The 24,954-nt window shown below is 40.5% G+C and carries 20 protein-coding genes; 7 read left to right on the top strand and 13 right to left on the bottom strand.

Going from position 1 to position 24,954, the window contains the following annotated elements; genetic code table 11:
• Window positions 1–3 precede the first annotated feature (3 nt).
• The 5 genes from alaS to AB2N10_RS15590 form a co-directional block, all read right to left on the bottom strand.
• Window positions 4–2,607 carry an alanine--tRNA ligase gene (gene alaS, locus AB2N10_RS15610; RefSeq protein ID WP_369434683.1) on the bottom strand — a complete coding sequence of 868 codons (2,604 nt, stop codon included), beginning with the start codon at window positions 2,605–2,607 and terminating at the stop codon, window positions 4–6.
• Window positions 2,608–2,848: 241 nt separating this feature from the next.
• Entirely contained in the window at window positions 2,849–4,462 is a 1,614-nt protein-coding gene (locus tag AB2N10_RS15605; protein ID WP_354623291.1) for a mechanosensitive ion channel family protein, read from the bottom strand.
• A gap of 218 nt (window positions 4,463–4,680) precedes the next feature.
• On the bottom strand, window positions 4,681–5,727 hold the full coding sequence (recA, locus tag AB2N10_RS15600; RefSeq protein WP_354623290.1) for a recombinase RecA: 1,047 nt from the start codon (window positions 5,725–5,727) through the stop codon (window positions 4,681–4,683).
• An 88-nt stretch (window positions 5,728–5,815) separates the two neighbouring features.
• Window positions 5,816–5,938 carry a hypothetical protein gene (locus AB2N10_RS15595; protein ID WP_369434682.1) on the bottom strand — a complete coding sequence of 41 codons (123 nt, stop codon included), beginning with the start codon at window positions 5,936–5,938 and terminating at the stop codon, window positions 5,816–5,818.
• Complete coding sequence (locus tag AB2N10_RS15590; RefSeq protein WP_369434080.1) at window positions 5,925–6,305, bottom strand: CinA family protein; 381 nt, start codon at window positions 6,303–6,305, stop codon at window positions 5,925–5,927. Before AB2N10_RS15590 ends, AB2N10_RS15595 begins: the two co-directional genes overlap by 14 nt.
• 41 nt (window positions 6,306–6,346) lie before the next feature.
• Between AB2N10_RS15590 and mutS the strand changes: the two genes are divergently transcribed.
• The gene (gene mutS, locus AB2N10_RS15585; protein ID WP_354623288.1) at window positions 6,347–8,917 is read left to right on the top strand and encodes a DNA mismatch repair protein MutS; all 2,571 of its coding nucleotides are present in this window, start codon (window positions 6,347–6,349) and stop codon (window positions 8,915–8,917) included.
• Between the two features lie 54 nt (window positions 8,918–8,971).
• Here mutS and AB2N10_RS15580 read toward each other — a convergent pair whose 3' ends face one another.
• The 4 genes from AB2N10_RS15580 to AB2N10_RS15565 form a co-directional block, all read right to left on the bottom strand.
• Complete coding sequence (locus AB2N10_RS15580; RefSeq protein WP_354623287.1) at window positions 8,972–9,340, bottom strand: PH domain-containing protein; 369 nt, start codon at window positions 9,338–9,340, stop codon at window positions 8,972–8,974.
• Window positions 9,341–9,520: 180 nt separating this feature from the next.
• On the bottom strand, window positions 9,521–10,564 hold the full coding sequence (locus tag AB2N10_RS15575) for a cache domain-containing protein (protein WP_369434079.1): 1,044 nt from the start codon (window positions 10,562–10,564) through the stop codon (window positions 9,521–9,523).
• A 70-nt stretch (window positions 10,565–10,634) separates the two neighbouring features.
• Window positions 10,635–11,519, bottom strand: a complete 885-nt coding sequence (locus AB2N10_RS15570; protein ID WP_354623477.1) for a diguanylate cyclase — start codon at window positions 11,517–11,519, stop codon at window positions 10,635–10,637.
• A gap of 243 nt (window positions 11,520–11,762) precedes the next feature.
• On the bottom strand, window positions 11,763–12,650 hold the full coding sequence (locus AB2N10_RS15565; RefSeq protein ID WP_369434078.1) for a LysR family transcriptional regulator: 888 nt from the start codon (window positions 12,648–12,650) through the stop codon (window positions 11,763–11,765).
• A 114-nt stretch (window positions 12,651–12,764) separates the two neighbouring features.
• On the opposite strand from AB2N10_RS15565, the gene metE reads away from it, so the two are divergent.
• Entirely contained in the window at window positions 12,765–15,068 is a 2,304-nt protein-coding gene (metE, locus tag AB2N10_RS15560; RefSeq protein ID WP_354623283.1) for a 5-methyltetrahydropteroyltriglutamate--homocysteine S-methyltransferase, read from the top strand.
• 66 nt (window positions 15,069–15,134) lie between these two features.
• Here metE and AB2N10_RS15555 read toward each other — a convergent pair whose 3' ends face one another.
• On the bottom strand, window positions 15,135–15,710 hold the full coding sequence (locus AB2N10_RS15555; RefSeq protein ID WP_354623282.1) for a nucleoside triphosphate pyrophosphohydrolase family protein: 576 nt from the start codon (window positions 15,708–15,710) through the stop codon (window positions 15,135–15,137).
• Window positions 15,711–15,836: 126 nt separating this feature from the next.
• Here AB2N10_RS15555 and AB2N10_RS15550 point away from each other — a divergent pair, with 126 nt between their 5' ends.
• A complete protein-coding gene (locus AB2N10_RS15550) occupies window positions 15,837–17,333 on the top strand; it encodes a hypothetical protein (RefSeq protein WP_369434077.1) in 1,497 nt (498 codons plus the stop codon).
• Window positions 17,334–17,390: 57 nt separating this feature from the next.
• On the opposite strand, the gene AB2N10_RS15545 is transcribed toward AB2N10_RS15550, so the two are convergent.
• Window positions 17,391–18,233, bottom strand: coding sequence for a 23S rRNA (adenine(2030)-N(6))-methyltransferase RlmJ (locus AB2N10_RS15545; protein ID WP_354623279.1), 843 nt, complete (start codon window positions 18,231–18,233; stop codon window positions 17,391–17,393).
• 140 nt (window positions 18,234–18,373) lie between these two features.
• On the opposite strand from AB2N10_RS15545, the gene AB2N10_RS15540 reads away from it, so the two are divergent.
• From AB2N10_RS15540 to AB2N10_RS15530, 3 genes are all read left to right on the top strand, one after another.
• The gene (locus tag AB2N10_RS15540; protein ID WP_369434076.1) at window positions 18,374–19,741 is read left to right on the top strand and encodes an MFS transporter; all 1,368 of its coding nucleotides are present in this window, start codon (window positions 18,374–18,376) and stop codon (window positions 19,739–19,741) included.
• 50 nt (window positions 19,742–19,791) lie between these two features.
• Window positions 19,792–20,406, top strand: coding sequence for a single-stranded DNA-binding protein (ssb, locus tag AB2N10_RS15535; RefSeq protein ID WP_354623278.1), 615 nt, complete (start codon window positions 19,792–19,794; stop codon window positions 20,404–20,406).
• Between the two features lie 185 nt (window positions 20,407–20,591).
• Window positions 20,592–21,290, top strand: a complete 699-nt coding sequence (locus AB2N10_RS15530) for a VC0807 family protein (protein WP_369434681.1) — start codon at window positions 20,592–20,594, stop codon at window positions 21,288–21,290.
• A gap of 81 nt (window positions 21,291–21,371) precedes the next feature.
• Here the strand turns inward: AB2N10_RS15530 and AB2N10_RS15525 are convergent, their stop codons facing one another.
• Entirely contained in the window at window positions 21,372–23,108 is a 1,737-nt protein-coding gene (locus AB2N10_RS15525) for a flotillin domain-containing protein (RefSeq protein ID WP_354623276.1), read from the bottom strand.
• 42 nt (window positions 23,109–23,150) lie between these two features.
• Window positions 23,151–23,768, bottom strand: a complete 618-nt coding sequence (locus tag AB2N10_RS15520) for an OB-fold-containig protein (protein WP_369434075.1) — start codon at window positions 23,766–23,768, stop codon at window positions 23,151–23,153.
• 343 nt (window positions 23,769–24,111) lie between these two features.
• On the opposite strand from AB2N10_RS15520, the gene AB2N10_RS15515 reads away from it, so the two are divergent.
• Complete coding sequence (locus tag AB2N10_RS15515; RefSeq protein WP_354623274.1) at window positions 24,112–24,936, top strand: ABC transporter substrate-binding protein; 825 nt, start codon at window positions 24,112–24,114, stop codon at window positions 24,934–24,936.
• The last annotated feature ends 18 nt before the right edge of the window (window positions 24,937–24,954 follow it).

Genomic DNA, 24,954 nt, shown 5'->3' with positions numbered 1-24,954 from the left:
TTGCTATAAACGTTCTGCTAACCAAGGTTCAACTAATGCTAATGCATCATTGAGCGCTTGTGGGTTAGTACCACCCGCCATAGCCATGTCTGGGCGACCGCCCCCTTTACCACCAACGCAAGTGGCAACTAAATTAACCAAGTCACCAGCTTTGACTTTTGCAGTCAAATCTTTTGTCACTCCGGCAACGATACTGACTTTATCTTCACCGACTGCTGTCGCTAACAATACGATAACAGATTGTAATTTATTCTTTATCTCATCGACACTATCACGTAACGATTTGGGATCAATACCTTCCATATTGGCGACCACCACTTTCACGCCATTAATTTCTAATGCGTTATCAGTCAAATTAGCACCGGCAGAGCTCGCTATTTTAGCTTTTAACTGAGCAATCTCTTTTTCAAGTAGTTTACTACGGTCTAATACCTGAGTGATTTTTTCGCCCAATGTAAAATGATCACCCTTCACTAAGCTACAGGCTTTACTTACTTCATTTAAAATGTCGGCAACAACCTCACCAGCAGGAGCACCAACAGAAGCTTCAATACGACGAACACCCGCTGCGATACCAGATTCCGAGCGAATTAAAAACATGCCCATATCACCTGTACGCTGAGCATGTGTACCGCCGCAAAGCTCTGTTGAAAAATCACCCATCTGTACTACGCGAACCAAGTCATCGTATTTTTCACCAAATAACGCCATTGCTCCGGTTTTTTTCGCCTCTTCGATATCCATCGATTGAGTAACAATGTCAAAGTTATTACGAATCGCTTCATTCACTAAAAAGCTTACCTGCGCTAAAGTCCCTTCGCTTAATGCTTCGAAATGCGAGAAATCAAAACGCAGTTTATCTGCTTCAACGAGAGAGCCTTTCTGTGTCACGTGCTCACCCAAAGCACGGCGTAATGCAGCATGTAATAGGTGAGTCGCTGAATGGTGAAGGGCAATCAATTTTCGTCTTTCTTGGTCAACCTGCGCATTAACCGTATCCTGCACAGTTAATGAACCGGTGCTTAAATAACCGATGTGTAATACTGCATCAGCCGCTTTCTTACAATCCGTAACAACGAAGACCCCATTATCAAAAATAAGCTCGCCCATATCTCCCGATTGACCACCCGACTCTCCATAAAAAGAGGTGTTATCAAGAATGACTTGCGCGTTATCTCCTGCTGCTATGGCATTAACAACTTCGCCATCCTTAAGCAGTTTAATTACTCGTCCTGATATTGCTAAAGTTTGATAACCAACAAACTCAGTTTGCTCTTCAATCTTTAACACATTGTTATAATCAGTGCCAAAATTATTAGCCTGTTGTGCACGAGTTCGTTGTTCATCCATCGCTTTATCAAAACCAGCTTGATCGATGGTAAGCTCGCGTTCACGGGCAATATCTGCGGTTAAATCAGCAGGAAAACCATAGGTATCATAAAGTTTGAACACCACATCACCGGGGATCACATTACCTTCAAGGTTTTCTAACGCGTTGTCTAAGATCTGCAGGCCACGATCCAACGTTTTAGCAAACTGTTCTTCTTCTAAACGTAATATTTTTTCAACAAAAACACGTTGCTTACTTAACTCTGGGTAGGCATCACCCATTTGCGTAATAAGTTCTTCGTATATTTTGAAAAAGAAAACGTCTGGCGCGCCCAATTTATGACCGTGACGTACCGCTCTGCGAATAATACGACGCAATACATATCCGCGCCCTTCATTCGAAGGCATCACACCGTCGGCGATCAAAAAACCACAGGAGCGAATATGATCGGCAACAACGCGTAATGATTTATCCTGTAAATCCTTTGCTCCAGTCACTTCCGCTACTTTTTTAATTAAACCTTGGAATAGGTCGATATCATAATTGGAGTGCCCATTTTGCAAAATTGCAGAAATACGCTCAAGGCCCATGCCAGTATCAACGGAAGGCTTAGGTAAATTTTCCATCGTCCCATCTGAGTGACGATTAAATTGCATGAAAACTAAATTCCAAATTTCAATGTAGCGATCGCCATCTTCTTCTGGTGTACCTGGAGGCCCTCCCCAAATATGTTCACCATGATCATAAAATATTTCGCTACATGGGCCACAGGGACCGGTATCGCCCATTGACCAGAAATTATCCTTTGCGCCGATACGAGATAAACGCGCAGGATCAACACCAATTTCATCGATCCAAATTTTTTCTGCTTCTAAATCTTCATCAAATACCGTCACCCATAATTTTTCCACAGGTAACTTCAACTCTTCTGTTAGAAATTCCCATGAAAATTTAATCGCATCACGTTTAAAATAATCACCAAAGCTAAAGTTTCCTAGCATTTCAAAAAAAGTATGGTGGCGTGCCGTGTAGCCGACGTTGTCTAAGTCATTATGCTTACCACCAGCACGCACACAACGTTGGCTTGATGTTGCACGGGTATAGCTACGTTTATCAGTACCTAAGAATACATCTTTGAATTGATTCATACCTGCATTGGTAAATAACAAGGTAGGATCATTATCTGGCACTAGTGAGCTACTGCTGACAGTTTGATGGCCTTTTTTAGCAAAGAAATCTAAAAATCCTTGGCGAATTTCAGACGTCGATTTAATCATGGTCATGAGTGATTCCAAATCTAGTTCGCTACTTTACAAGCGTTCAATAAAACAGCAAATGGGTTAAATTTTAAAGGCTGCCAATATAACACGGAGCTAGAAGAGTGGAAAGTATCGATCTACATCACTTTTATTTAATTTCAAGTAATTGTTACGACGAAGTAAAAATTATAACGGGCTGTATGCCTTACCTAGATAAATTCCTAGGCAAGGCTTTCGAGGAACTATCGACAAAGGATAATCATAACTCGCTAATTTCATGCTTATACAAATGTACATCCTGTTGTGGGAATGGGATGGAAATATTTTCCTGATCAAAACGCTTCTTCACACTTTCTGTAATATCCCAGTAAACATTCCAGTAATCATCCGTTTTCACCCAAGGACGAACCACAAAATCGACTGAAGAGGTGTTTAATGTATGCAATTTAACCACCGCTGCTGGCGTATCCAGCACTTTTTCATGTTCAGTTAATATCTCTGTTAATACTTTTTTAGCTTTATCAATATCGTCTGAATAACCAATCCCAAACACCAGATCGATACGACGCACTTTCTCAACGGTAATATTATTAATCACATCTCCCCAAATTTTATTATTTGGAATAATTAAACGTTGATTATCAACAGTTTGAATTGTAGTAGAGACCAAGCTCATATTTTTCACTATGCCCTGAAACCCAGCGACTTTAACCATATCACCAACATCATAGGGACGATAAATTAAGATCATCAACCCAGAAGCGAAATTTGATAGCGTATCCTGTAATGCAAAACCGATGATTAACCCCGCGACACCGAAGCCAGTTAACAAGGGGGCCAATTCGATACCCAATTGCGATAAAGCCACCAGCAGGCCGATGAACATGATCATTTTAGATATAATCGAAGAGAAAAAGTCCTGCATCAAGACACTGATATCCATCTTCGAATGTACGATGCTTTTACGCACAATTTTTTTCAACGTTTTTGAAAATAAATGCGCGATATACAAGATAAAAACAAAAATAAATGATTTAACGACAATGGAAGGCGAATTATCAAAAAGCCACGCTTTAAAGTTAGTTACCCACTCATCAAAGATCCCTAATGCCACATCATAATCTAATACATCGGCATTGATATCCCCAGTGACAGAAAGCAGTAACTGCTTATATTCGGTACTATCAATATCCAACGCACCCATCAGCTCAACACTTTTACTTAAACTGACCACAAGCATACCAATACGCTCTCTATAACGAGCCATATCCAGGTGTAACTCTGCGGCGTCTTCCTGACTAACAAGTTTTAAGCGACGTTCGATGTACTCTTGTTGTGAACGGATATATAAAATAGTATTGGTTAAAAAATCAGCTCTTTTTACCAGCTCATCATGCATCATCTTTGCATCATCAACGACTTCCATTTTACGCAGATCAGCCCACTGCAAGGTCTGTGCGAGCTGCTGATAGTCAATGTCCATCGTATTACTACGTTTTTGTGCCTGCAGTATATATTCAAGCCGATCATCACCACTTACTTGACGGCTTTTTTTCATCAAATCCGTTAACTGATGATGCCCCTGCGATAATAACGCCTCTAGCAGCTTCAATTGCATCATAACAATCTTATTTAACTGTTGATCATGCAATTCAGTTTTAACTAGCGGGGCAATTTGCTCCCTAAAGGCACTGTTTTTGCGCCTTAACACATCCTCTAAAAATGATTTATCGGCATCATCTGCTCTTTCAATTTCGGCAAGCTGTAACGATAATGAAGATTGTGTTTCATAGAAGAGGTCAGAATCTTCTGCAAACAGCGAAAAGGAACAAAAAAAGAGGGTTAATATTAGGTAAAAGTGGCTATTTTTCATCGTCTTCCATCAACTATTAAGAATCGCATAGATAACAATTTTAGGCTAGATCGTAGAAAATGTGCAAACCATTTACAATTTATGAGGGGCATGACTGATTTTTATAAAGCGTAAAAAAGAGTGTGTGGTAATAAGAAGGTTATGCGGCTTAGAGCAATGAATAGCAAATTTATATACAACATAGGCGTGACCTATCACGCCTATGTTTAAAACAGTTATTACTCTGTGATGGCCTCTTTTCCTGGCGCTTTTTCCGTTTTCTCAACCTTCGGCATTAACGCTTCACGTATTCTCGTATCAAGTTCTTTAGCAATTTCCGGATTTTCTCGCAAATAATTACAGGCATTATTCTTACCTTGACCAATTTTAGTCCCATTATAAGCATACCAAGATCCTGATTTTTCGACAAAATCAAGTTTAACACCAAGGTCAACAAGTTCACCGGTATGATTAATACCCTCGCCATATAGAATTTGAAAATTAGCCTCTTTAAACGGTGGAGATACTTTATTCTTAACAACCTTAACGCGAGTTTCATTACCAGTTATTTCATCACCATCTTTAATTGCGCCAATACGACGAATATCTAAGCGCACCGAGGCATAAAATTTAAGTGCATTACCACCGGTTGTTGTTTCAGGGTTACCAAACATCACACCTATTTTCATACGAATCTGGTTGATAAAGATAACCAAGCAGTTTGTTTGCTTAATATTACCCGTTAATTTACGTAATGCTTGTGACATCAAACGAGCCTGTAGGCCCATGTGTGAATCACCCATATCCCCTTCTATTTCAGCTTTGGGTGTCAAAGCTGCAACGGAGTCAATAATCACCACGTTGACCGCGCCCGAACGGACTAACATGTCACAAATTTCGAGTGCTTGCTCGCCGGTATCTGGCTGAGAAATAAGTAAACTATCAGTATCGACACCTAATTTTTTAGCATAGATAGGGTCAAGTGCATGTTCCGCGTCAATAAAGGCACAGGTTTTACCCATTTTTTGCGCTTCGGCAATCACTTGTAATGTTAATGTAGTTTTACCTGAACTTTCTGGGCCATAAATTTCCACAACACGTCCAAATGGTAATCCGCCTATACCCAATGCGACATCTAAACCGAGTGAGCCAGTTGAAACAGATTCAATCTCCATCATTGCCGCTGAACCATCGCCTAAACGCATAATTGATCCTTTACCAAATTGCTTTTCAATCTGACCAAGTGCTGCAGCTAATGCTTTATCTTTGTTTGTATCCTGACTCATGTGTTCTCCAAATAAAATAGGTGCCTTACTGTATAACCAAACAGTATACTGTCCAACTATACAGTATCAAGTTTTTTTTGCATTTCTTTTAAATAATTTCGATCAGACCATGTAATGCAAGACGTATCGCCTGAACTCGTATATCGGAACGATCTCCGACAAACAGATAACTTGCCGTTTTGCTACCGGAATGAGCGTTATACCAAGAGATGCAGACAGTGCCAACCAGGTTTTTCTAAACTACCACCATCAGGCCCTGCAATACCGCTAATAGCGACGGCTATATCGGCATCGGAATGTTGCACTGCACCGATAGCCATCTGCTCTACAACCTGTTCAGATACTGCGCCAACTTCATGGATCAAATCATAATCTACACCAAGCATCTCTGTTTTAGCTGCATTACTATAGGTAACAAAGCTGCGATCAAACCATAACGAACTTCCAGAAATTTCCGTAATAGCGTATGCTACGCCTCCACCGGTACAGGATTCAGCAGTGGCGACAACAAACCCTGCTTGGGTAAGTTTTTCACCTAATACTTGCGCAAGTTCTTGCACGGTTTTTTCAGTAAGCATAGTTTTTCTCCACCAATTAATTTTGATTAAGTGTATTCATTATGAAGCTAACGGCACAAGAGTTACAACAACATACCCCGATGATGCAACAATTTTTAACCATCAAAAGTGAAGTGCCCGACACTCTTCTATTTTATCGGATGGGCGACTTTTATGAACTTTTTTTTGATGATGCACGCAAGGCTTCACAACTATTAGGAATATCCCTAACACAACGTGGTAAAACAGGCGGTAACGCTATACCAATGGCAGGCGTTCCATATCATAGTGTAGAAGGTTATTTAGCAAAATTAATTGCCATGGGTGAATCAATTGCAATTTGTGAGCAAATAGGTGATCCAGCGACCTCTAAAGGACCCGTTGAGCGCAAAATTGTCCGCATTATCACCCCCGGCACAATCACCGATGAAGCGCTGCTTGATGACCGCCAAGACAATTTGTTATGTGCGGTTTACCAACATCAAGAAACCTTTGCCATCGCCTCTTTGGATATTGGCAGTGGACGCTTCATTATCAATCAATTTGAACAGCGAGAAACATTACAGGCTGAGTTACAACGACTGAACCCGGCAGAATTACTTTATCCTGAAAATTTTACCGAAATAGCATTAATTGACCATCTCACGACAATTCGCCGTCGTCCAGAATGGGAATTTGAATTAGCCACTAGCAAAAAAATATTAACACAACAATTTTCAACTAAAGATCTCATCGGTTTCGGCGTTGAAAAAGCGGAAGTCGCGCTATGCGCAGCAGGCGCATTACTCCAATATATCAAAGATACGCAACGCACCGCACTACCGCATATCCAGTCCATTAAACTTGAACAAAATATTGATAGTGTCATTTTAGATGCGGCAACACGTAAAAATTTAGAGTTAACGCAAAATCTTTCTGGTGGTTTTGATAATACCCTCGCTCAGGTACTTGATCAGACAGTAACTCCTATGGGTAGCCGTTTATTAAAACGTTGGATCCACCAGCCCATCCGTAACTTTAATACCTTGAATTATCGCCAAACGATGATTCAAACCTTAATTGATTTAGAGTTAACTGACGATTTAGCTGCACCATTAAAACAGATTGGGGATGTGGAACGCGTTATTGCACGCTTAGCACTGCGCACGGCACGCCCGCGTGATTTAACACGTTTACGCTGTGCCTTTGCATTACTACCAGAACTGCAACACTTAATCGCCGATATGCCCTCTGAATTGGTCGTGAAATTAAGTAAAGAGATGGGCACCTATCCAGAACTCTTAGAGCTATTAGAAAAAGCGATTATTGATAATCCTCCCGTTATCATTCGTGATGGCGGTGTTATCGCACAGGGCTATAATGCCGAACTAGATCAATGGCGTAACCTCGCAGAAGGGGCGACCGATTACCTGGAACAATTAGAAATAAGAGAGCGGCAAGCCACGGGTATTGCGACCTTAAAAGTCGGCTATAACCGCGTCCACGGTTATTATATTGAAACAAGTCGCGCACAATCGGATATCGTACCGATCCACTATGTGCGTCGACAAACCTTAAAAAATACCGAACGTTTTATTATTCCTGAGCTTAAAGAGCACGAAGATAAAGTCCTATCGAGCCAAGGTAAAGCACTCGCACTTGAGAAAAAACTCTACGAAGAGTTACTTGATCTACTTTTACCGCATCTACAAAAATTGCAATTCACTGCACAAGCATTAGCTGAATTAGATGTATTAAATAATCTTGCTGAACGTGCATTAACACTTAATTATGTTCGTCCATCCTTGCAAGCCGAAAACGGTATCTATATTGAAGAGGGACGCCACCCAGTGGTAGAGCAAGTCAGTAAAACCCCCTTTATTGCGAACCCTATTAGCCTTAATGAACAGCGTCGCATGCTTATCATAACGGGACCCAATATGGGGGGGAAATCGACCTATATGCGCCAAGTCGCGCTGATGGTATTGATGGCACACATCGGCAGTTACATCCCAGCCCAAAGTGCAAAAATTGGCCCAGTGGATAGAATATTTACCCGTATTGGAGCATCCGATGACCTTGCTAGCGGGCGATCAACTTTTATGGTTGAGATGACGGAAACCGCTAATATTCTTCATAATGCAACGAGCAATAGTTTAGTCTTAATGGATGAGATCGGGCGTGGTACCAGCACCTTTGATGGTTTATCACTGGCATGGGCATGTGCGGAACAGTTAGCCAAAAAGATCCAAGCCTATACACTTTTTGCAACCCACTACTTTGAACTAACCAAACTACCAGAGACCATTCCCGAGCTCGTTAATGTCCACCTGGATGCCGTAGAGCATGATGATAACATTGCCTTTTTACATGCTGTACAGGAAGGAGCGGCAAATAAAAGTTATGGTTTACAGGTTGCCTCATTAGCGGGCGTCCCGAAAGAGGTAGTCAACAATGCTAAACGTAAGCTGCAACAATTGGAGTTAGGTGCCCCCGTAATGGCAAACCATCCAGCCATACCAGAACAAACGGTTATGAACTTTACAGAGGCAGCAAAAAACCCTGTGTTAACAACGCTTGGAGAGATTGATCCCGATGAATTAACGCCGAAAAAAGCATTGGCATTAATCTATCAATTACGGGATATGCTGTAATGTTGCAAATGGGGGAGAGTCATATCTCCCCCAACGCATTAAAATGGTCAACGATTACAATACGTAACCCGATATGACTTTAGAAATTTCCAAAATGGATGTTTTGCCGGTAAATTCAAATTTCACCTTACCAATTGCAGAAAAATATATTTCTAATTCAGCATCAATGTCAAATGTTCCCGATGTTTCCACGGAATAAGCAACAATATTTTTGTAGGGTAAAGAGGTAAAATCTTTTTTACTGCCCGTTATTCCTTGTACATTAATCGCAATAATACGTTTACTGGTGAAGACCACCCCATCTCGCATCGATTTGTACGCATCAATGATTCGCTCATCTTCTAATAATAGCTCTTGTACCTTTTCAGCATATTCAGACTTTTGTTTTAATTTAAAAAAACCTTTATTGTCAAAATCAATCATGGCGTATCCTTTTTAATGAATGAGTAGAAGCTTATCAATATAAGCGCTTGGCATTTATAGCAACGACAGCAGATTAATACATTAACCATTTGCAATTAACCACTTAATAATTATTACATTATAATGAAGTGCAGTTTCGTCCCGATTTTTTAGAAAGATAAAGCATTTCATCAGCCTGTTTCATCGTGACATCAAAGTCATTTTTATTATCATGAATTGCAATACCGGCACTAATGGTAATCGAGAATTTTTTTTTCTTAGTAAAGCACACCATCCGAGAGACAGCCTTCCGCAGTCGTTCATTGCATGAAAGGCCGATTCTTTGTTCTGATAAAAACCGACAATAACAAACTCTTCGCCCCCATATCTAATGCAGTAATCATCGGGCCTTGTCTTATTCGTTATCAATGCAGCCAAATTTTTTAAAACCCTATCGCCATAATCATGTCCATAGGCGTCATTAATCTGCTTAAAATGGTCAATATCAATGAAGGTTACAACAAGCTGTTGGTCGCTAAGACGTAACTGTTTTTTTAATATTCTAGGGAGCATTTCCGTCAGAAAGCGCTTGTTATATAATAGGGTTAGGCCGTCATGACAGGAGTTTTCCCTTAACTGTCTAATGTAATAATTAATAGCCAAAAATAGAATAACGACAAAAGCAATAAAAGCAGACAACAACCAAGCAGAGGCATTAAAAACAACACTTAATATATTGCCTTGCATTTCATCAAGATACTCCCCCGTCCCAACTACCCAATCCCACGGCTCAAAATAAGCAACATAGGAAATTTTTAAATAGTCGGTTTCCCCCCCCGGTTTAGGCCAATAATAATTAACCCAGCCGCCGCCTTTTTTAGCCTCCGTTATAAATTGTTTGAAAATAAAGTTTCCTTTAATATCCGTCCGGTCTAGTTGATTAAGACCAACTAATTGAGGGGTATTAGGTTGCATTAATAGCACCCCTTCACCGCTATTTATCCAGATATATCCCATTTTACCAAAGCGAATATCGTGTAAAACATCCTTGGCATACTCCTTCGCGGTAAGGCTATCCAATTTTTCCTCTAACACCAAATCATAAAAAAATTGAATGGTCACAATGGCTGACTCTGCATTGCTTTTAGCCTGCTTCATTTTTTCTTTCTCAAGCGTAGCGATGAACAACTGGTAGAAGAATGCCAAAAAACTAGAAATCACAATCGCAATGACAATATTCATCATACACATTGTCATTGTTAGTAAATTAGATTTGAATGCGGTTTGAAAGCAACGCATAAATTTTCAACAGTCCCTAGGCAAATTGAACACGATTCTTGCCATTGCGTTTAGCTTGGTACAAAGCGCCATCAGCCCGTTTTAGTGTGTTTTCATGGGAGTTATCAAGAGATGAAATAGTGGCCCCCCCCATACTGACGGTCGCGTATTTTCCTGCAAAACTAAAATTTTTAAGTGCCGCATTAAAACGTTCATGTAATCGACTCGCAAATTGCATTGCCTCATGCAAGTCAAGATTAGGCAGAACAAGGACAAATTCATCACCTCCCAAACGATAAGCTATATCGTTTTTCCTTAACTGTGCACGGCAGGTATTAGCGATGGCAATAATCGCTTGATCGCCGACATGATGGCCATTGGTATCATTTATCTGCTTTAAATTATCTAGGTCGAAAATTAAAATAGAGGTAGGTCTTTTATAACGAATAAACTCTTCAAACTGCGATGTGAGGTCTTTTTCTAGCTTCCTGCGATTAAAAAGAGCGGTAAGCTGATCTTTATTGCTAAGCTCTCGCAGTTGCATTTCCAAGGCATGCCGCCTAGAAATATTACTGGCAACCCATAATACAACCTCTTCATCATTGATAAGGAAATCGAGCGCTTGGATACGTCCCTCGAACCAGACAACCTCACTCGGGCCTTCATCCGATAATCCTTTCACATCACGACTACTCAACTCGTATTCTGCGATTAACAATGCCCTGCTTCGCAAAGCTTCCGTAATTTTTTCAATAAACCAGTTGGCCTTTTCTGTTTTCACTAAGTCCGATATATAGGACCCCACCAAGCCAGTTCCATCATGGTAATAACGGGTATCTTTACCACCATACACAGCCAAATATTTACCACTACGTGATAATAAAAAGGCAGGATCAGGCAATGCGTCAAGTACTAAGGACATTTGCTCAGCACAAGGATGTCCATGACTTTTGCAATGAATCTGAGATTTTTTTAACTCCACCGAATTAATTCCCTTTATCTTTCCCAATATGATTGAGGCTCAACTCTTAAGAATAGTAAAATTTCCTAATAACGTGAAAATATATTGCCATTTTGCGCCCCTCCCCGCAATTTAAGTTAACTTAAATTTGATTAACGGTTGGGGTTACTATCATCGCATCTCTATGAGCCGCATTTTCGATGGCTAGACAGCATTTTCTATACCGAGTTTAATAAAAGCATCAATATATGGAATGTTTTTATCTTCCTTTTTAATTGCGGCATACAAGGTTTTAAAAATACCCACTTTACCTAAACGCATTTTTTTCACCTGATACTGCTGGCTGTAACTGTTTGCTAACCACTCAGGTAATACACACACGCCTCGTTGATGTTCAACCATTTGTAACATAATAGCTAAGGACTCGATCTGTTTATGCACCTTAGGTTCAATATTGGCAGGCCAAAGAAATAGATGAAAAATATCTAACCGCTCTCTATCGATGGGGAAAGTAATTAACGTTTCATTACTCAGTTGCTCGGGGTGAATGTACTCATTGTTAGCCAAAACATGGTCGATTGGCACAACGAGCACCTGTTCATAGTCAAATAATCGCTGCAAATGCAGGTTTTTATTGTCGATAAAATCCGGAGTAATTAAGAGATCGACCTGATGGTTTAATAGTCCATTGACACCGGAAAATTGAAAGCGACGAATAATATCAATATCGATATTCGCCTGAGTTTGTAAAAACTGCGCCACGACTTGCGTTAACCATTCATGACAGGGATAACATTCTACACCGATGCGCAATAAGCCCTGCAGCCCTTCACCCATCGCTTTTAAAGTCATCTCAGTTTGCGTCAACGTCGGCATCACCTGTTGCGCTACTTTCAGTAACAATTCCCCAGCGGGGGTTAGGCGCAAACGCCGCCCATAACGCTGCCAAAGTTTTACATTTAACTTCTTTTCCAAATAGCGGATTTGATGAGACAAGGCCGACTGGGTTAAACATAAACTATCCGCAGCCTGTATCAATGTCCCTTTTTCATGCAATGCGACCATGATTTTTAAATGCGACGGCTCAATCATTATGAAATTTTCTCATTGTTTACGCGTAATTAATCATTATTTTTCATGAACAATAGTAAATACAATCCTTCATAACATCAATGACTATCTCAATTTACAGGATTAATGAATACTATGGCTAAAATACATCACCTCGGTTTTCCGCGCATTGGCAATAAACGCCAACTCAAATTTGCCCTCGAAAGTTTTTGGAGTGGCGACTCTAGTGAACAACAGCTACAAGCAACAGCAGCACAATTACGTCAACAAAATTGGCTCGACCAACAAGCCTTAGATTTGTGTTTGCATACCGTGGGAGACTTTTCTCTTTATGACCAAGTCCTCGATACCAGTTTCTTACTTGGCAATATCCCCGAACGGGCAAAACAAGATAACGACAGTCAGAATTTAGATACCTACTTCCGTGTCGCCCGTGGCCGCTCACAGAAAAAAAATTGCTGTTCGGCAATTCATCCACAATCGGGTGAAACACAAGCAGGTGAGATGACCAAATGGTTTAACACCAATTACCACTACATTGTTCCCGAATTTACGAGCGCGACACATTTTTCATTACACGCAGAAAAGTTGCTAGAACAAATTAGCGAACTACAACAAATTAATAACAATGTTAAGCCTGTGATCATTGGCCCCATCACCTACCTGTGGTTAGGCAAAGAGAAAGATAACAGTAATAAACTCGATTTACTGCCGCAACTTATTACTGTCTACGCCGAACTGTTAACGCTATTAGCAGAAAAAAATATCACTTGGGTACAAATTGATGAGCCGATTTTAGTATTAGAAATTGCAACGCAGTGGCAAGAGGCGCTAAAAACGGCTTATCAAGCACTCAGTGAAAGTAAGGTGAAGCTATTACTCACCACCTATTTTGCAGAGCTAAAGGATAATCTTCCACTTGCCTGTGAACTCCCCGTTGCAGGTTTACATATTGACGCTATCAATGCAGAAAATGAGATTGCAGATGCGATTCATTATCTAGGCAAAGATAAAATATTATCCTTAGGTGTTATCAATGGCTGTAACATTTGGAAAACAGATCTCAATAAACTTTATGCCACGCTCGCACCGATTCATGAACAATTGCAGGATCGCCTATGGCTTGCCCCAAGCTCGTCATTACTACACGTTCCCGTTGATCTCAACAGTGAACAAGAACTGGATTATGAAATAAAATCATGGCTTGCTTTTGCAGTACAAAAATTACAAGAGCTTAATCTTATTGGGCGCGCCTTAAACCTCGGTTTGGACGAAGTTAAAACCGCCTTTGAGTACAATAAACTCTGTATTGATAGTCGCCACAACAGCCCCCGTGTACATAACTTTGAGGTGCAGAAACAGCTCGCCAATATCACACCAGAGTTGGGTAAACGCAAACAGAGTATTGCGCAACGCGAGCCATTACAACAAGCCTATTTAAACCTACCCCGCTACCCGACCACCACCATAGGTTCATTCCCTCAGACCAATGAAATTCGCGGATTACGCAAAGCGAAACGTTTAGGTGATATTAATGAAACCCAGTATAAAAATAGCATTAAAAAAACCATCGCTTTTTGTATCGATGCACAAAATAAACTTGGCCTAGATGTACTAGTACATGGTGAAGCAGAGCGTAATGATATGGTTGAATATTTTGGTGAATTGCTCGAGGGTTTCGTCTTTACACAATTTGCTTGGGTACAATCCTACGGATCTCGTTGTGTTAAACCACCGATTCTATTTGGCGATGTATCTCGCCCACAGGCAATGACCGTAGAATGGGCAAGTTACGCGCAATCTCTCACAGAAAAAAAAGTAAAAGGGATGTTAACAGGCCCGGTGACTATTCTAAACTGGTCCTTTGTACGTGACGATCAACCGCTACAACAGACCTGTAATCAAATAGCCCTAGCGATTCGCGAAGAGGTTTTAGATTTAGAAAAAGCGGGCATTGATATCATCCAAATTGATGAAGCCGCATTGCGTGAAAAATTACCGCTACACCGTTCACAATGGCAGCAATATTTAGCATGGGCAATCGAAGCCTTCCGCATCAGTGCGAATGGCGTGAAAGATAAAACGCAAATACATACACACATGTGTTATTCCGAATTTAACGATATTATGCAAGCCATTGCGGATATGGATGCCGATGTGATCACCATCGAAACATCGCGCTCAGACATGCAATTGTTAGATGTGTTTGAAGAGTTTAATTACCCGAACGGCATTGGCCCAGGTGTTTACGATATTCACTCGCCGAACATTCCCAATGTCGACCAGATAGTCTCTCTGATGGAAAAAGCGGCAGAGCGTATTCCTACACAACAACTTTGGGTAAATCCAGACTGCGGTTTAAAAACCAGACGTTGGGAAGAGGTGATCCCCGCCTTAGAAAATATGGTTAGGGCCGCGCAGCAATTACGCGCAAGTTAATCGTTACATGTAAAATAATTGATAGCAGCAACGAGCTGCTATCATTGTTCATAACAATATTAGTAACTACAGCACTAGCGGCGCTAAATCTGCGGGGCGATAATAAACCGACTTAAGTACCTTGCCTTGGCGAACAATTTTACCCTGTAACTCGACATCTTTCGCGCACTTCGCAATGACAAAATCCCCTTTAATGCTATCGATTAACTCAACGCCCTGCTTGGCATAAAAAGCCTGCGTTTCTTGATACTCTTGCTGATCACGACAAACCTTACTCATATTACTGGCATGCACCTCATCCCAACAGGGAATGAAATCGATCTCTCTCTGTTTCGCCACATTTAATAACAGCTCAATCAAGTAACTAATGGCAATATTATCTTCTACTTTTTTCGCACCAAGATGTACTAATCGCCCCATTAAAACATAAACACTATCGACAATCGCATCGGCCTGTTCAACTTTACAATCCGCTTCCGCTAGCTCAGTCAGCTCTTCGATGATTAACGAGGTATGTAAAGTATCGGCTTGCGCATCCAACGAAGTGGGATCATTACAGGGCAGGTCAAAGGTTGCTCGAAACTGTGAAATATCACTATAGAGGTGATCAAAAATGGGTTGTGTAAGTTGACATAATTTCATGGCGAGTAACCTATCAAAAAGGGGCGATAATATACAATAAAGGCGAAATAATAAAATAATCCGACAAAGAAGTCGGAAATTCAACTAACACAATTTATAATGGCTCAATCACACAGGGAGAGATGAGTGCGTAAATTTCAACTAACACAAGAAGATAAACTATCACTTAAGTTCAACCATCAAATGAGCAAGGGTGAACAACGCCGTATTGATGTTTACTTCTCTCTACCGAAAGAGATGGGCATCAATAGAAAAACCTTATCGGAAGAAGATTATTATAACGCAGGGATAAAAAGCCGTCGCGCTTATTTCACCGATGGCCTGCATTTACCCCTGTTACATACCCGTTTTGCAACACGTATGAATCGCAGCGCCCTAGAATATCAATCCAACTTAAATCAGTTTGCCTATCAATATATTACCGCCCTCGATACAGATATCAATGAAACCATGAATATTGATGATGGTGAACACTTAGCAGATTATTACCATGCCGCGATTGATATGGCCGAACACTGCTTAACCATTTTAAATAAAAATCGCACCAATATGCCCAGTAACCCCAAACTGTTACCGCTTTTCGCCAATGTTGATAACTATCTATCTTGGTATACTGAACAGAGCATTTTAGGGATGTTGGCAAACAGACCACGGCACAGCGAATTCAGTGATAGCCGCACAGCACTGCTTAACATCTGTAACCAAGAAAATAAATATCGAGCAGAAAAAGCCTATAACTCCACAGCGACGATCAACGATGCTAACCGTATTGCCAATAAAATGCGTCTTTTACGCCGCTTAATTGAGTACGCGGTTATTTTTAAAAGTGAAAGCCAAGAACTTGGCAACATTACGCGAAAATTTGTAACGGGTATCGCAACGGCTATCATTATGGCGATCGTCTTAGTACTCATCATAAAAACGCAAGGTGCACTTAGTAATATCACCTCTTTAATGATTTTCGTGCTATCCGTTATTTACGGTGTGCGTGAAGTCTTTAAGGAAGATTTTAAAAAAATACTGTGGGATTGGATACGTAAAGGAAAACCGAAATGGGCGCGCACCGTCATAGACTCCCTCAGCAAATCAGAAATTGCTTGGCAAAGAATTTGGTTGGATTACACCAAGGCAGAGAAGCTGCCAATTCAAGCACAGGAGTTATTAGCGAAACGCCATACGCAAAATAAACAGAGTGCCGAACTATTACACTATCGCATTGAAACAAAAGTCAGTAAAGCTAAATTCCAAGCGGGATATGACACCTTAGATGAAACAATTATTTTTAGTTTACGCCATTTTTCTCGCTATTTAGAGCGAGGAAGAGGCAAAGTTTACGAACAAATCGACCCCAGCTCTAACCGCGAAAAAATTCAAAGCACCGTGATTGAACGTCGCTATCAAATCAATATCGTAATCGCACTTAATCAAGATAGTTACTTTGAACAATTTGAACGTTATCGCCTGACCATGAATCGTACGGGGATCATTTCATTGGAAAGTGCGGGCGAATCAGAATCCCCTGATGGTAAACAACAGGAACGTTACTCGACCCTAAAAAATCTTTTACATTTAAAACGTCGCCCCAAAATTAACGTACATAGCTATGAGGAAGATGAAAATTAAAGTTGTTGTCAAGGTGACAACCTCGACAACAACATTTTAGGGCACACCAATAGCGAGTTACTCTGCCACTAACACCTCATTACGGTAAAAACCTTGCCCGTTTATGCCCAATGTCTTGGCTAAAAATGGCAACGATTCCTGCATCTCTTTTTGCAATGTCCAAGGTGGATTAATCACAATCATCCCACTGGATGTCATCCCTTTTTCATTAGAATCGGCTTCAATCGCCAACTCAAAGAGTTGTATGTTGCGAATACCTGAATTTTTTAAGGCGCGCTCCATTTTGTTGATCACACTGCGATTAACCACGGGATACCAAAGCGCATAAGTACCAGTGGCAAAGCGACGCACCGCCTCAACCAAGGTCTCAACGACTTGCTCATATTCGCTTTTAATTTCATAGGAGGGATCAATTAAGATAAAACCTCGGCGCTCTTTGGGCGGCATATTCGCGATTAATCCTTCTAGACCATCCTTTTTAGCCATTTTTATCTGTCGTTGCCCAGAAAAATTTTCACGCATATTAGTAAATTCATTAGGATGTAGTTCAAATAAAAACAGACGATCTTGATCGCGTAACATCTGCCAAGCGATACTTGGAGAACCAGGGTAGTGCTTTAATTCACTATCGGCATTAAACTCAACAACCTGTTGCATATAATTGGCAACGGCTGCAGGTAAATCATTGCGCCCCCATAATGGAAAAATCCCGTTGTTATACTCTTTGGTTTTTAATGCTTCCTGAGAGTGCAATGAATATGCGCCACACCCAGAATGGGTATCTAAATAACAAAGTGGCTTATCCTTTTTCAGCATATAATCCAAAATAGAGACGGCAACCGTGTGTTTTAACACATCGGCAAAATTTCCTGCATGAAAAGAGTGACGATAGCTCAGCACTGAATACTCCAAAAATGAATAGTAAGATAGGGGCAGTATAAAGAATATTATCGACTATTGCGCTAAAAAAGGAGGCCCCAAAAGCGTATCTGCATGTTATTATCCTGCTTCGTAATAATTAGCCTCAACATGGAAGACGAATGCAAGCGGATGCTTTAACCCCGATCGAAAAACGAACGGCCCTCTCTCTCTCTCTCGTTTTTGCCCTACGTATGCTTGGCCTATTCATGATCATGCCTGTTTTTGCTATTTACGGGCAACATCTCATAGGCTACTCGCCAATATGGGTGGGTATTGCCATCGGAGCATATGGGTTAACCCAAGCCTTACTGCAAATTCCGGCGGGCATTCTCTCTGACAAATTTGGTCGTCGACCGATTATTTTTGCAGGATTACTTCTTTTTGCCTTGGGCAGTTTAGTTGCCGCCTATTCGGAAAGTGTTTACGGAGTCACCGCTGGTCGAGCATTACAAGGGGCGGGGGCAATAGCCAGTGCTATTTTAGCGCTCGCGGCCGATGCGACCCGAGAGGAACAACGATCCAAAGCAATGGGTATGATAGGTATCAGCATTGGCCTTGCCTTTACACTCGCCATGGTTGCAGGCCCCATTTTAGCGCCGTTAATTGGTCTACACGGCCTATTTTTAATTACCGCAGCAGGCGCATTAAGCGGTATTGCTATTGTCCACTTTTTAGTCCCTCACGTTATTAGCAGAGCGCCTCGAGGAGAGACAATTGCGGTACCAGCACTGCTCGGACAGTTAATTAAAAACAGTCAGCTACAACGACTCAATATAGGCATTTTTATATTACACCTTGCGCTTACAGCGATGTTTGTGGTGTTACCATTGAAATTACAAAATATGCACTTAAGCTCAGCAGAGCATTGGCATATCTACCTCCCTGCTTTGTTACTCTCATTTATATTAATTATTCCGATGCTCATTATTGCGGCACGAAAAAATATGAATAAGCAGTTTTATCTATTCGCCATCGTCCTAATGGCAGCGAGCTTTATTGCTATTGCATTCACATCGCATTCAATAGCAACGATGTTTATTGCTATTTTACTCTATTTTACCGCCTTTAATTTTTTAGAAGCTTCACTACCCGCGTTTATCTCCATGCTTGCTCCTGCAGGTGCAAAAGGCAGTGCAATGGGGATCTACAGCACGTATCAGTTTCTTGGTGCATTTTTCGGTGGCATTGTGGGTGGGTTATCCTATAAACTAGTTGGCAGCAGTGGCTTGTTTTTATGTTTGGCTGGATTGCTTTTGTTGTGGTTTTTAATCTCATGGAAAATACATAACCCAAGTAAAATTCGCACCCATAGCTGCACAGCAAAGATCAAAGATGAGCAACACGCAACCCTTTTAACGGATCAATTGCTACTTCTTGATGGCGTCTTAGAGGTCGTTGTCATTATCGAAGAGCAAACAGTTTATATCAAAGTAAACAACCAAGTCTTTGCACTAGCCAAAGCGAAAGAAATTTTAGGCAATCAATAATGATGATTGTTAACTAATCATTAACATCAAGAATCAAGCGGAGCAAAAAGATGTTTAACCGTAGTGTAAACAAAGTGGTATTAGTCGGTAACCTAGGTAAAGATCCAGAAATGCGTTATATGCCTAATGGTAATGCCGTCGCAAACTTAACACTTGCCACCACTGAAAGTTGGAAAGATAAGCAAACAGGCGATCGTCAAGAAAAAACAGAATGGCACCGTTTAACTGTCTTTAATCGCCTTGGTGAAATGTGCGGCGAATACTTGAAAAAAGGGGCGAAAATTTACGTAGAGGGTAAATTACAAACGCGTAAATGGCAGGGGCAAGATGGCCAAGACAGATACACAACTGAAATTGTTGTAGATGAGATCCAGATGATGGATTCACGCAATCCAGCATCAGGACAAGCACCATACCAAGCGAATAATGCCCAAGCAAATAATCAAGCGCCACAACAAAGCTGGGGTAACGCTCCACAGCAAGCAGCAGCTCCACAAATGGCGCCTGCTTACCGTCAACCTCAACAAGCAGCACCACAGCAAGCGGCACCCGCTTACCAGCAGCCAGCACCGCAACAACGTCAGCCAGCTAGCCAAGCGCCACAGCAAGCACCCGCACCTTATAACGAGCCTTCAATGGATTTCGATGATGATATTCCGTTCTAGGAATGCATAAATAAAAATTGATTTACATTACAAATGGTCTGTTTTTACAGGCCATTTTTTTACACAACAAAATATACCGGAGCGACTACGGGTTAAAATTCCCATGACGAAGCATGCCGACTTCCCTCTTTTATGTTATAAAAGATAATTAGCGATAAACCACAACCCAAAGTGCCCAAAAAATGATGAATAGTAAACCGACACACAAATCTCGCCCGATGGTTGACCTTCTTGTCAGCATTGTTATCCCGTCACTGATACTGATGAAATTAAGCAGTGAAGCGTTTCTCGGTGCGACAGGCGCTTTGATTGCAGCACTTGCCTTTCCAATTAGCTGGGGTATTTTTGAATTAATCAAATACAAAAAATTTAATTTTATTGCTTTATTAGGATTAATCAGCGTATTACTCACTGGCGGCATCGGTTTGCTGGAATTAGACAACAAATGGTTAGCGATTAAAGAAGCCGCTATTCCGGCGCTGATCGGGATCGCAGTATTGGCATCTACTTTTACACCTTACCCTTTAATCAAAACATTGCTCTTCAATCCCGACGTCATGGATGTAGAAAAAATACAAAAACGGTTAGCAGACCACAACTGTACTGCTACATTTGAAAAACGTTTATTAAAAGCGACTTATATGGTGGCAGGATCTTTTGTATTTTCCGCCACCATGAATTACATACTTGCTAAATGGCTAGTCACAAGCCCAGCTGGAACCGAAGAGTTTAATCAACAGTTAGGGCAGATGACCTTATATAGTTATCCGATGATTGCGCTACCATCAATGATAATGCTATTGGGTGTGTTTTATTACTTGTGGCGATCGATTAATGGCTTAACGGGTCTTAAACTAGAAGAAGTGATGATCACCAAAAAATAATTGCCTTCAATCGGCACAAAAAACCACAGGATTGATTCTGTGGTTTTTTCGCTAAATCTATATCGGCATAATTTTATACCGTTAATTGACTAATTCACTACTGGTTATCGCCTCTTCCTTATTATTAGCCAACGCTTCTTGTACTAAATTATGATTACCATTGAGTAAATCAGCAAGCGATCCCGTTTCACCATTCACCAACCCTAATTCACGTAACATAGCATCAACCAATGGTGCGTTAGCACGGTAGTTTAACGCGGCGCTAGTGATTTGTTCCGCCATGCCTGACGTGGAGTTAACCATCGCCCCACCCGCTGAGCTAGCGGCACTGCCACCGTAACCTTGTAATATTTTAATACCCTCTATGTTTTCTAGTGGTTTAACTGCATTAGCGACAATTTCAGGCAATACTTTCAAGATGGCGAGTGATTTTTGCAAGGCAACTTGCTCATCACTACGTGTATTTTCTGCTTCATATAAAGCGAGCTTACCCGTCGCTTCGACGGCATAAACTTTTTCGTCTGCATCAGCCTGTAATTTTTTCGCATCAGCCGATGCTCTCGCTTCAATTAATACAGCTTCAGATCTATCTTGTGCAGCGCGCTTATCAGCTTCAGCTTGGACGGTGACACTGACAGCCTCTCTTTCAGCTTCTTTTTTAGCATCAATGACTTCAATCTCTTTACTACGATTAGCTTGCGCGACCTCTTTGGCAGTAATAACCGCTTCTTCTTTTTCTACTTTTCCTTTTTCAGCTTCCGCAGCCTTTGCCCGCGCAGCAGATTCAACTTCTGATTTTTCAGCGATAGCAATACGTTTATCTTGTTCAGACACTTCGATATCTTGTTCTTGTTGAATACGTGATTGCTCTAACGTTTTATGTTTCTCAATTTCATGCATTTCAATCTGCTTAGCTTTTTCAATTTCAGCTAATTGAATAGTACGCTGTTTAGAAATCTCAGCTTGACGCTCTTCCTGTTGGTTTAACTCACGCTGCTTAATAATTTCCGCTTTTTGTTGAGAGCGCTTAAATTCAAGAATTTGCTCTTGAGCTAATTGCGCTTCCTGCTGCTCCTGTTGAATAGTTAGAGATTGTTTTTCCGCTTGCAGATTTCGTTGCTCAATTAAGATTCGATTTTCTTGCTGAATATCATTGGTCTCTTTACGTTTTTGCTCAATAATATTGGTTAAACGCGCACGACCTTCGGCATCAAAAGCATTATTTTCATTGAAAAATTGCAGTTCAGTTTGGTCAAACCCCGTTAATGAGACCGACTCTAATTCCAAACCATTCTTCTCTAAGTCATTCATCACGCTGTGCTGTACTTTTTGCACAAATTCCGCGCGTTGCTCGTGCATTTCAATCATGCTCATCTCCGCTGCAACGGCACGTAATACGTCCACAAACTTGGATTCCATCAATGCTTTTAGCTCTGCAACTCGCATTGTTCTGGTACCTAATGTTTGCGCAGCCATAGAAATCCCCTCGGAATGAGGAGCTACACGAAGATAAAAGTCCGCTTTGACGTCGACACGCATACGATCTTTTGTGATTAATGCATCTTTTTGTATTTTGCTCACTTCAATTCGTAAGGTATTCATATTCACAGGAATCGTTTCATGCAAAATAGGTAAAACAATCGCGCCACCATCTTTTACCACTTTTTCACCGCCCATCCCGGTACGCACAAAAGCAATTTCTTTGGTCGCTCTTTTATATAATTTTGCAAAGATAAGACCGATAGTAATCAATGCGATTAAGGCGATCCCTGTCATCAGTAAAATAAATTGCATGTTTTGTCCAAATAGTTGTTCCATTAATCACCCTTTAATATGTAAATAAAAAATATACGTAAATAATTAGCTTTTAAACTTAATTGCTAACCAGCTGTTTTTTTGTTTTTCAATGAGCACAACCTCAGTTCCTTGTTCAAATACTTGTAATTCATCCTCTGGTTCAACTAATACATAGTGCTTTTGATTATATTTATCACGCAATACGGCCTCAGCGGCATTGCCCTTTGATGCCTTTCCGATGGTGATGGTTGCTAACTTGCCAGAAAAACTACTTGAGGAAGAGGCGGAACTCTCATTATTGGGAATAATCGCAGCGATATGTTTAGCTAAAAAACGCGTTAAGAGTATCCCGAACACAATACTTACAGGAACAGTAAGTAATAGCGGCAGTACAATCAAATAGTTAAGTGTCACGCCGACCATACCAAAGCTACATAAAAACAATAATAACCAAACTAATAGAGGTAGTTGATGAAGAAATAACCAGCCTAATATTGCACTTAAACCACCAGTAGGTAATTCACTATCAATATTAAAATCAATAGAAAATAGCTCATCGATAAAAGCAGCAATGCTTAAACCAATTAACAAGCCAATACCTTCAAGACAAGCAATACCAATAACTAGCGCCAGCGCGAAGGAATAGGGTAAATTAAAATCGGCAAGAAAGAATGTTAGCAAGTTCAGCTCCTTAACTATTTGAGTATATTAATATCTCTAATTGAGGAGGCATTTAATATAACGATAAAATAAAAAATCATACAATAACAAATAAACACGACATAATCCGCTCATTTCATCACATTAATTTGACAAAATAAAAGAACAATAAAACATAACGACAATTTGTTCAATATGTTTATTTATCAAATACTTTTATATTAATTATTGAAAATTAAAAATCACACAGATAACAAAAACAAATCTAAAAGACAAAAAACATGCTTTCACATATACTATTAAAAAATAAAACCAATAGATAACTTTGACTATAGATAAACTTTCATAAATTATAGGAAATCCAATGAACGTATTGCGCCGAAGAGTACTATCCAACCATTTTTTTTTATTAATAGCCGCAGCACTTTTTTGTTGTAGCCAAATTGTACACGCTGAAGAAAACGCCTTTGCACGAATAAAAAGTTCAGGAAAAATAATCGTAGGTATGTCAGGCGAACAACCCCCCTTTAATTTTGTCACCAATGAAAATAATATTATCGGTTATGATGTCGAATTAGCCGATCTATTAGCAAGCGCAATACCCGCACAAGTAGAAATAGCACTAATGCCCTTTGCAGAGTTAATCAAGGCATTAGAGGATAATAAAATTGATGTTATTATCTCAGGATTCTCCTTTTCTAAAGAACGTAGCGCCAAAAGTACCCTTATAGGCCCCTATGCAATTACTGGAAAATCGTTATTGGTCACTAAAGATAACTTGCAGCGCATAAGAAATTCAACGGGCTTCAATGATAAAAACGTACGTATCCTTGCCATGAAAAAATCGACTAGCTTAGCGCTTGCCAAGGAGCGCCTTCCCGATGCACAGATTGATACTGTCGACCATTATGAAGATGCGATACTTGCTTTACACGCCAATAAAGCCGATGCATTAATGACTGACTTAACGATTTGTAATTTGGCGGTATTACGAGACACTACATCCAAACTTACGCATTTAGAAAAGCCGCTTGCGATTGAAGAGATTGTTATCGCGGTCAATAGAGAAGAGATACAATTACAGAGCAAATTAAGGGAGAAATTGATCACCCTAACCAGTAATGGTGAGCTGCAGAAGCTCCAAGAAAGATGGTTTAAAAATCCCGGGTGGTTAGAGTATTTACCGTAAGTGATGTTAATGCCATTA

The sequence above is a fragment of the Psychromonas sp. MME1 genome (assembly GCF_041080865.1).
In the GTDB taxonomy this organism is placed as follows: domain Bacteria; phylum Pseudomonadota; class Gammaproteobacteria; order Enterobacterales; family Psychromonadaceae; genus Psychromonas.
Note: the sequence above shows the minus strand (reverse complement) of the source record. Positions and strands in the feature narration are given on the sequence as shown.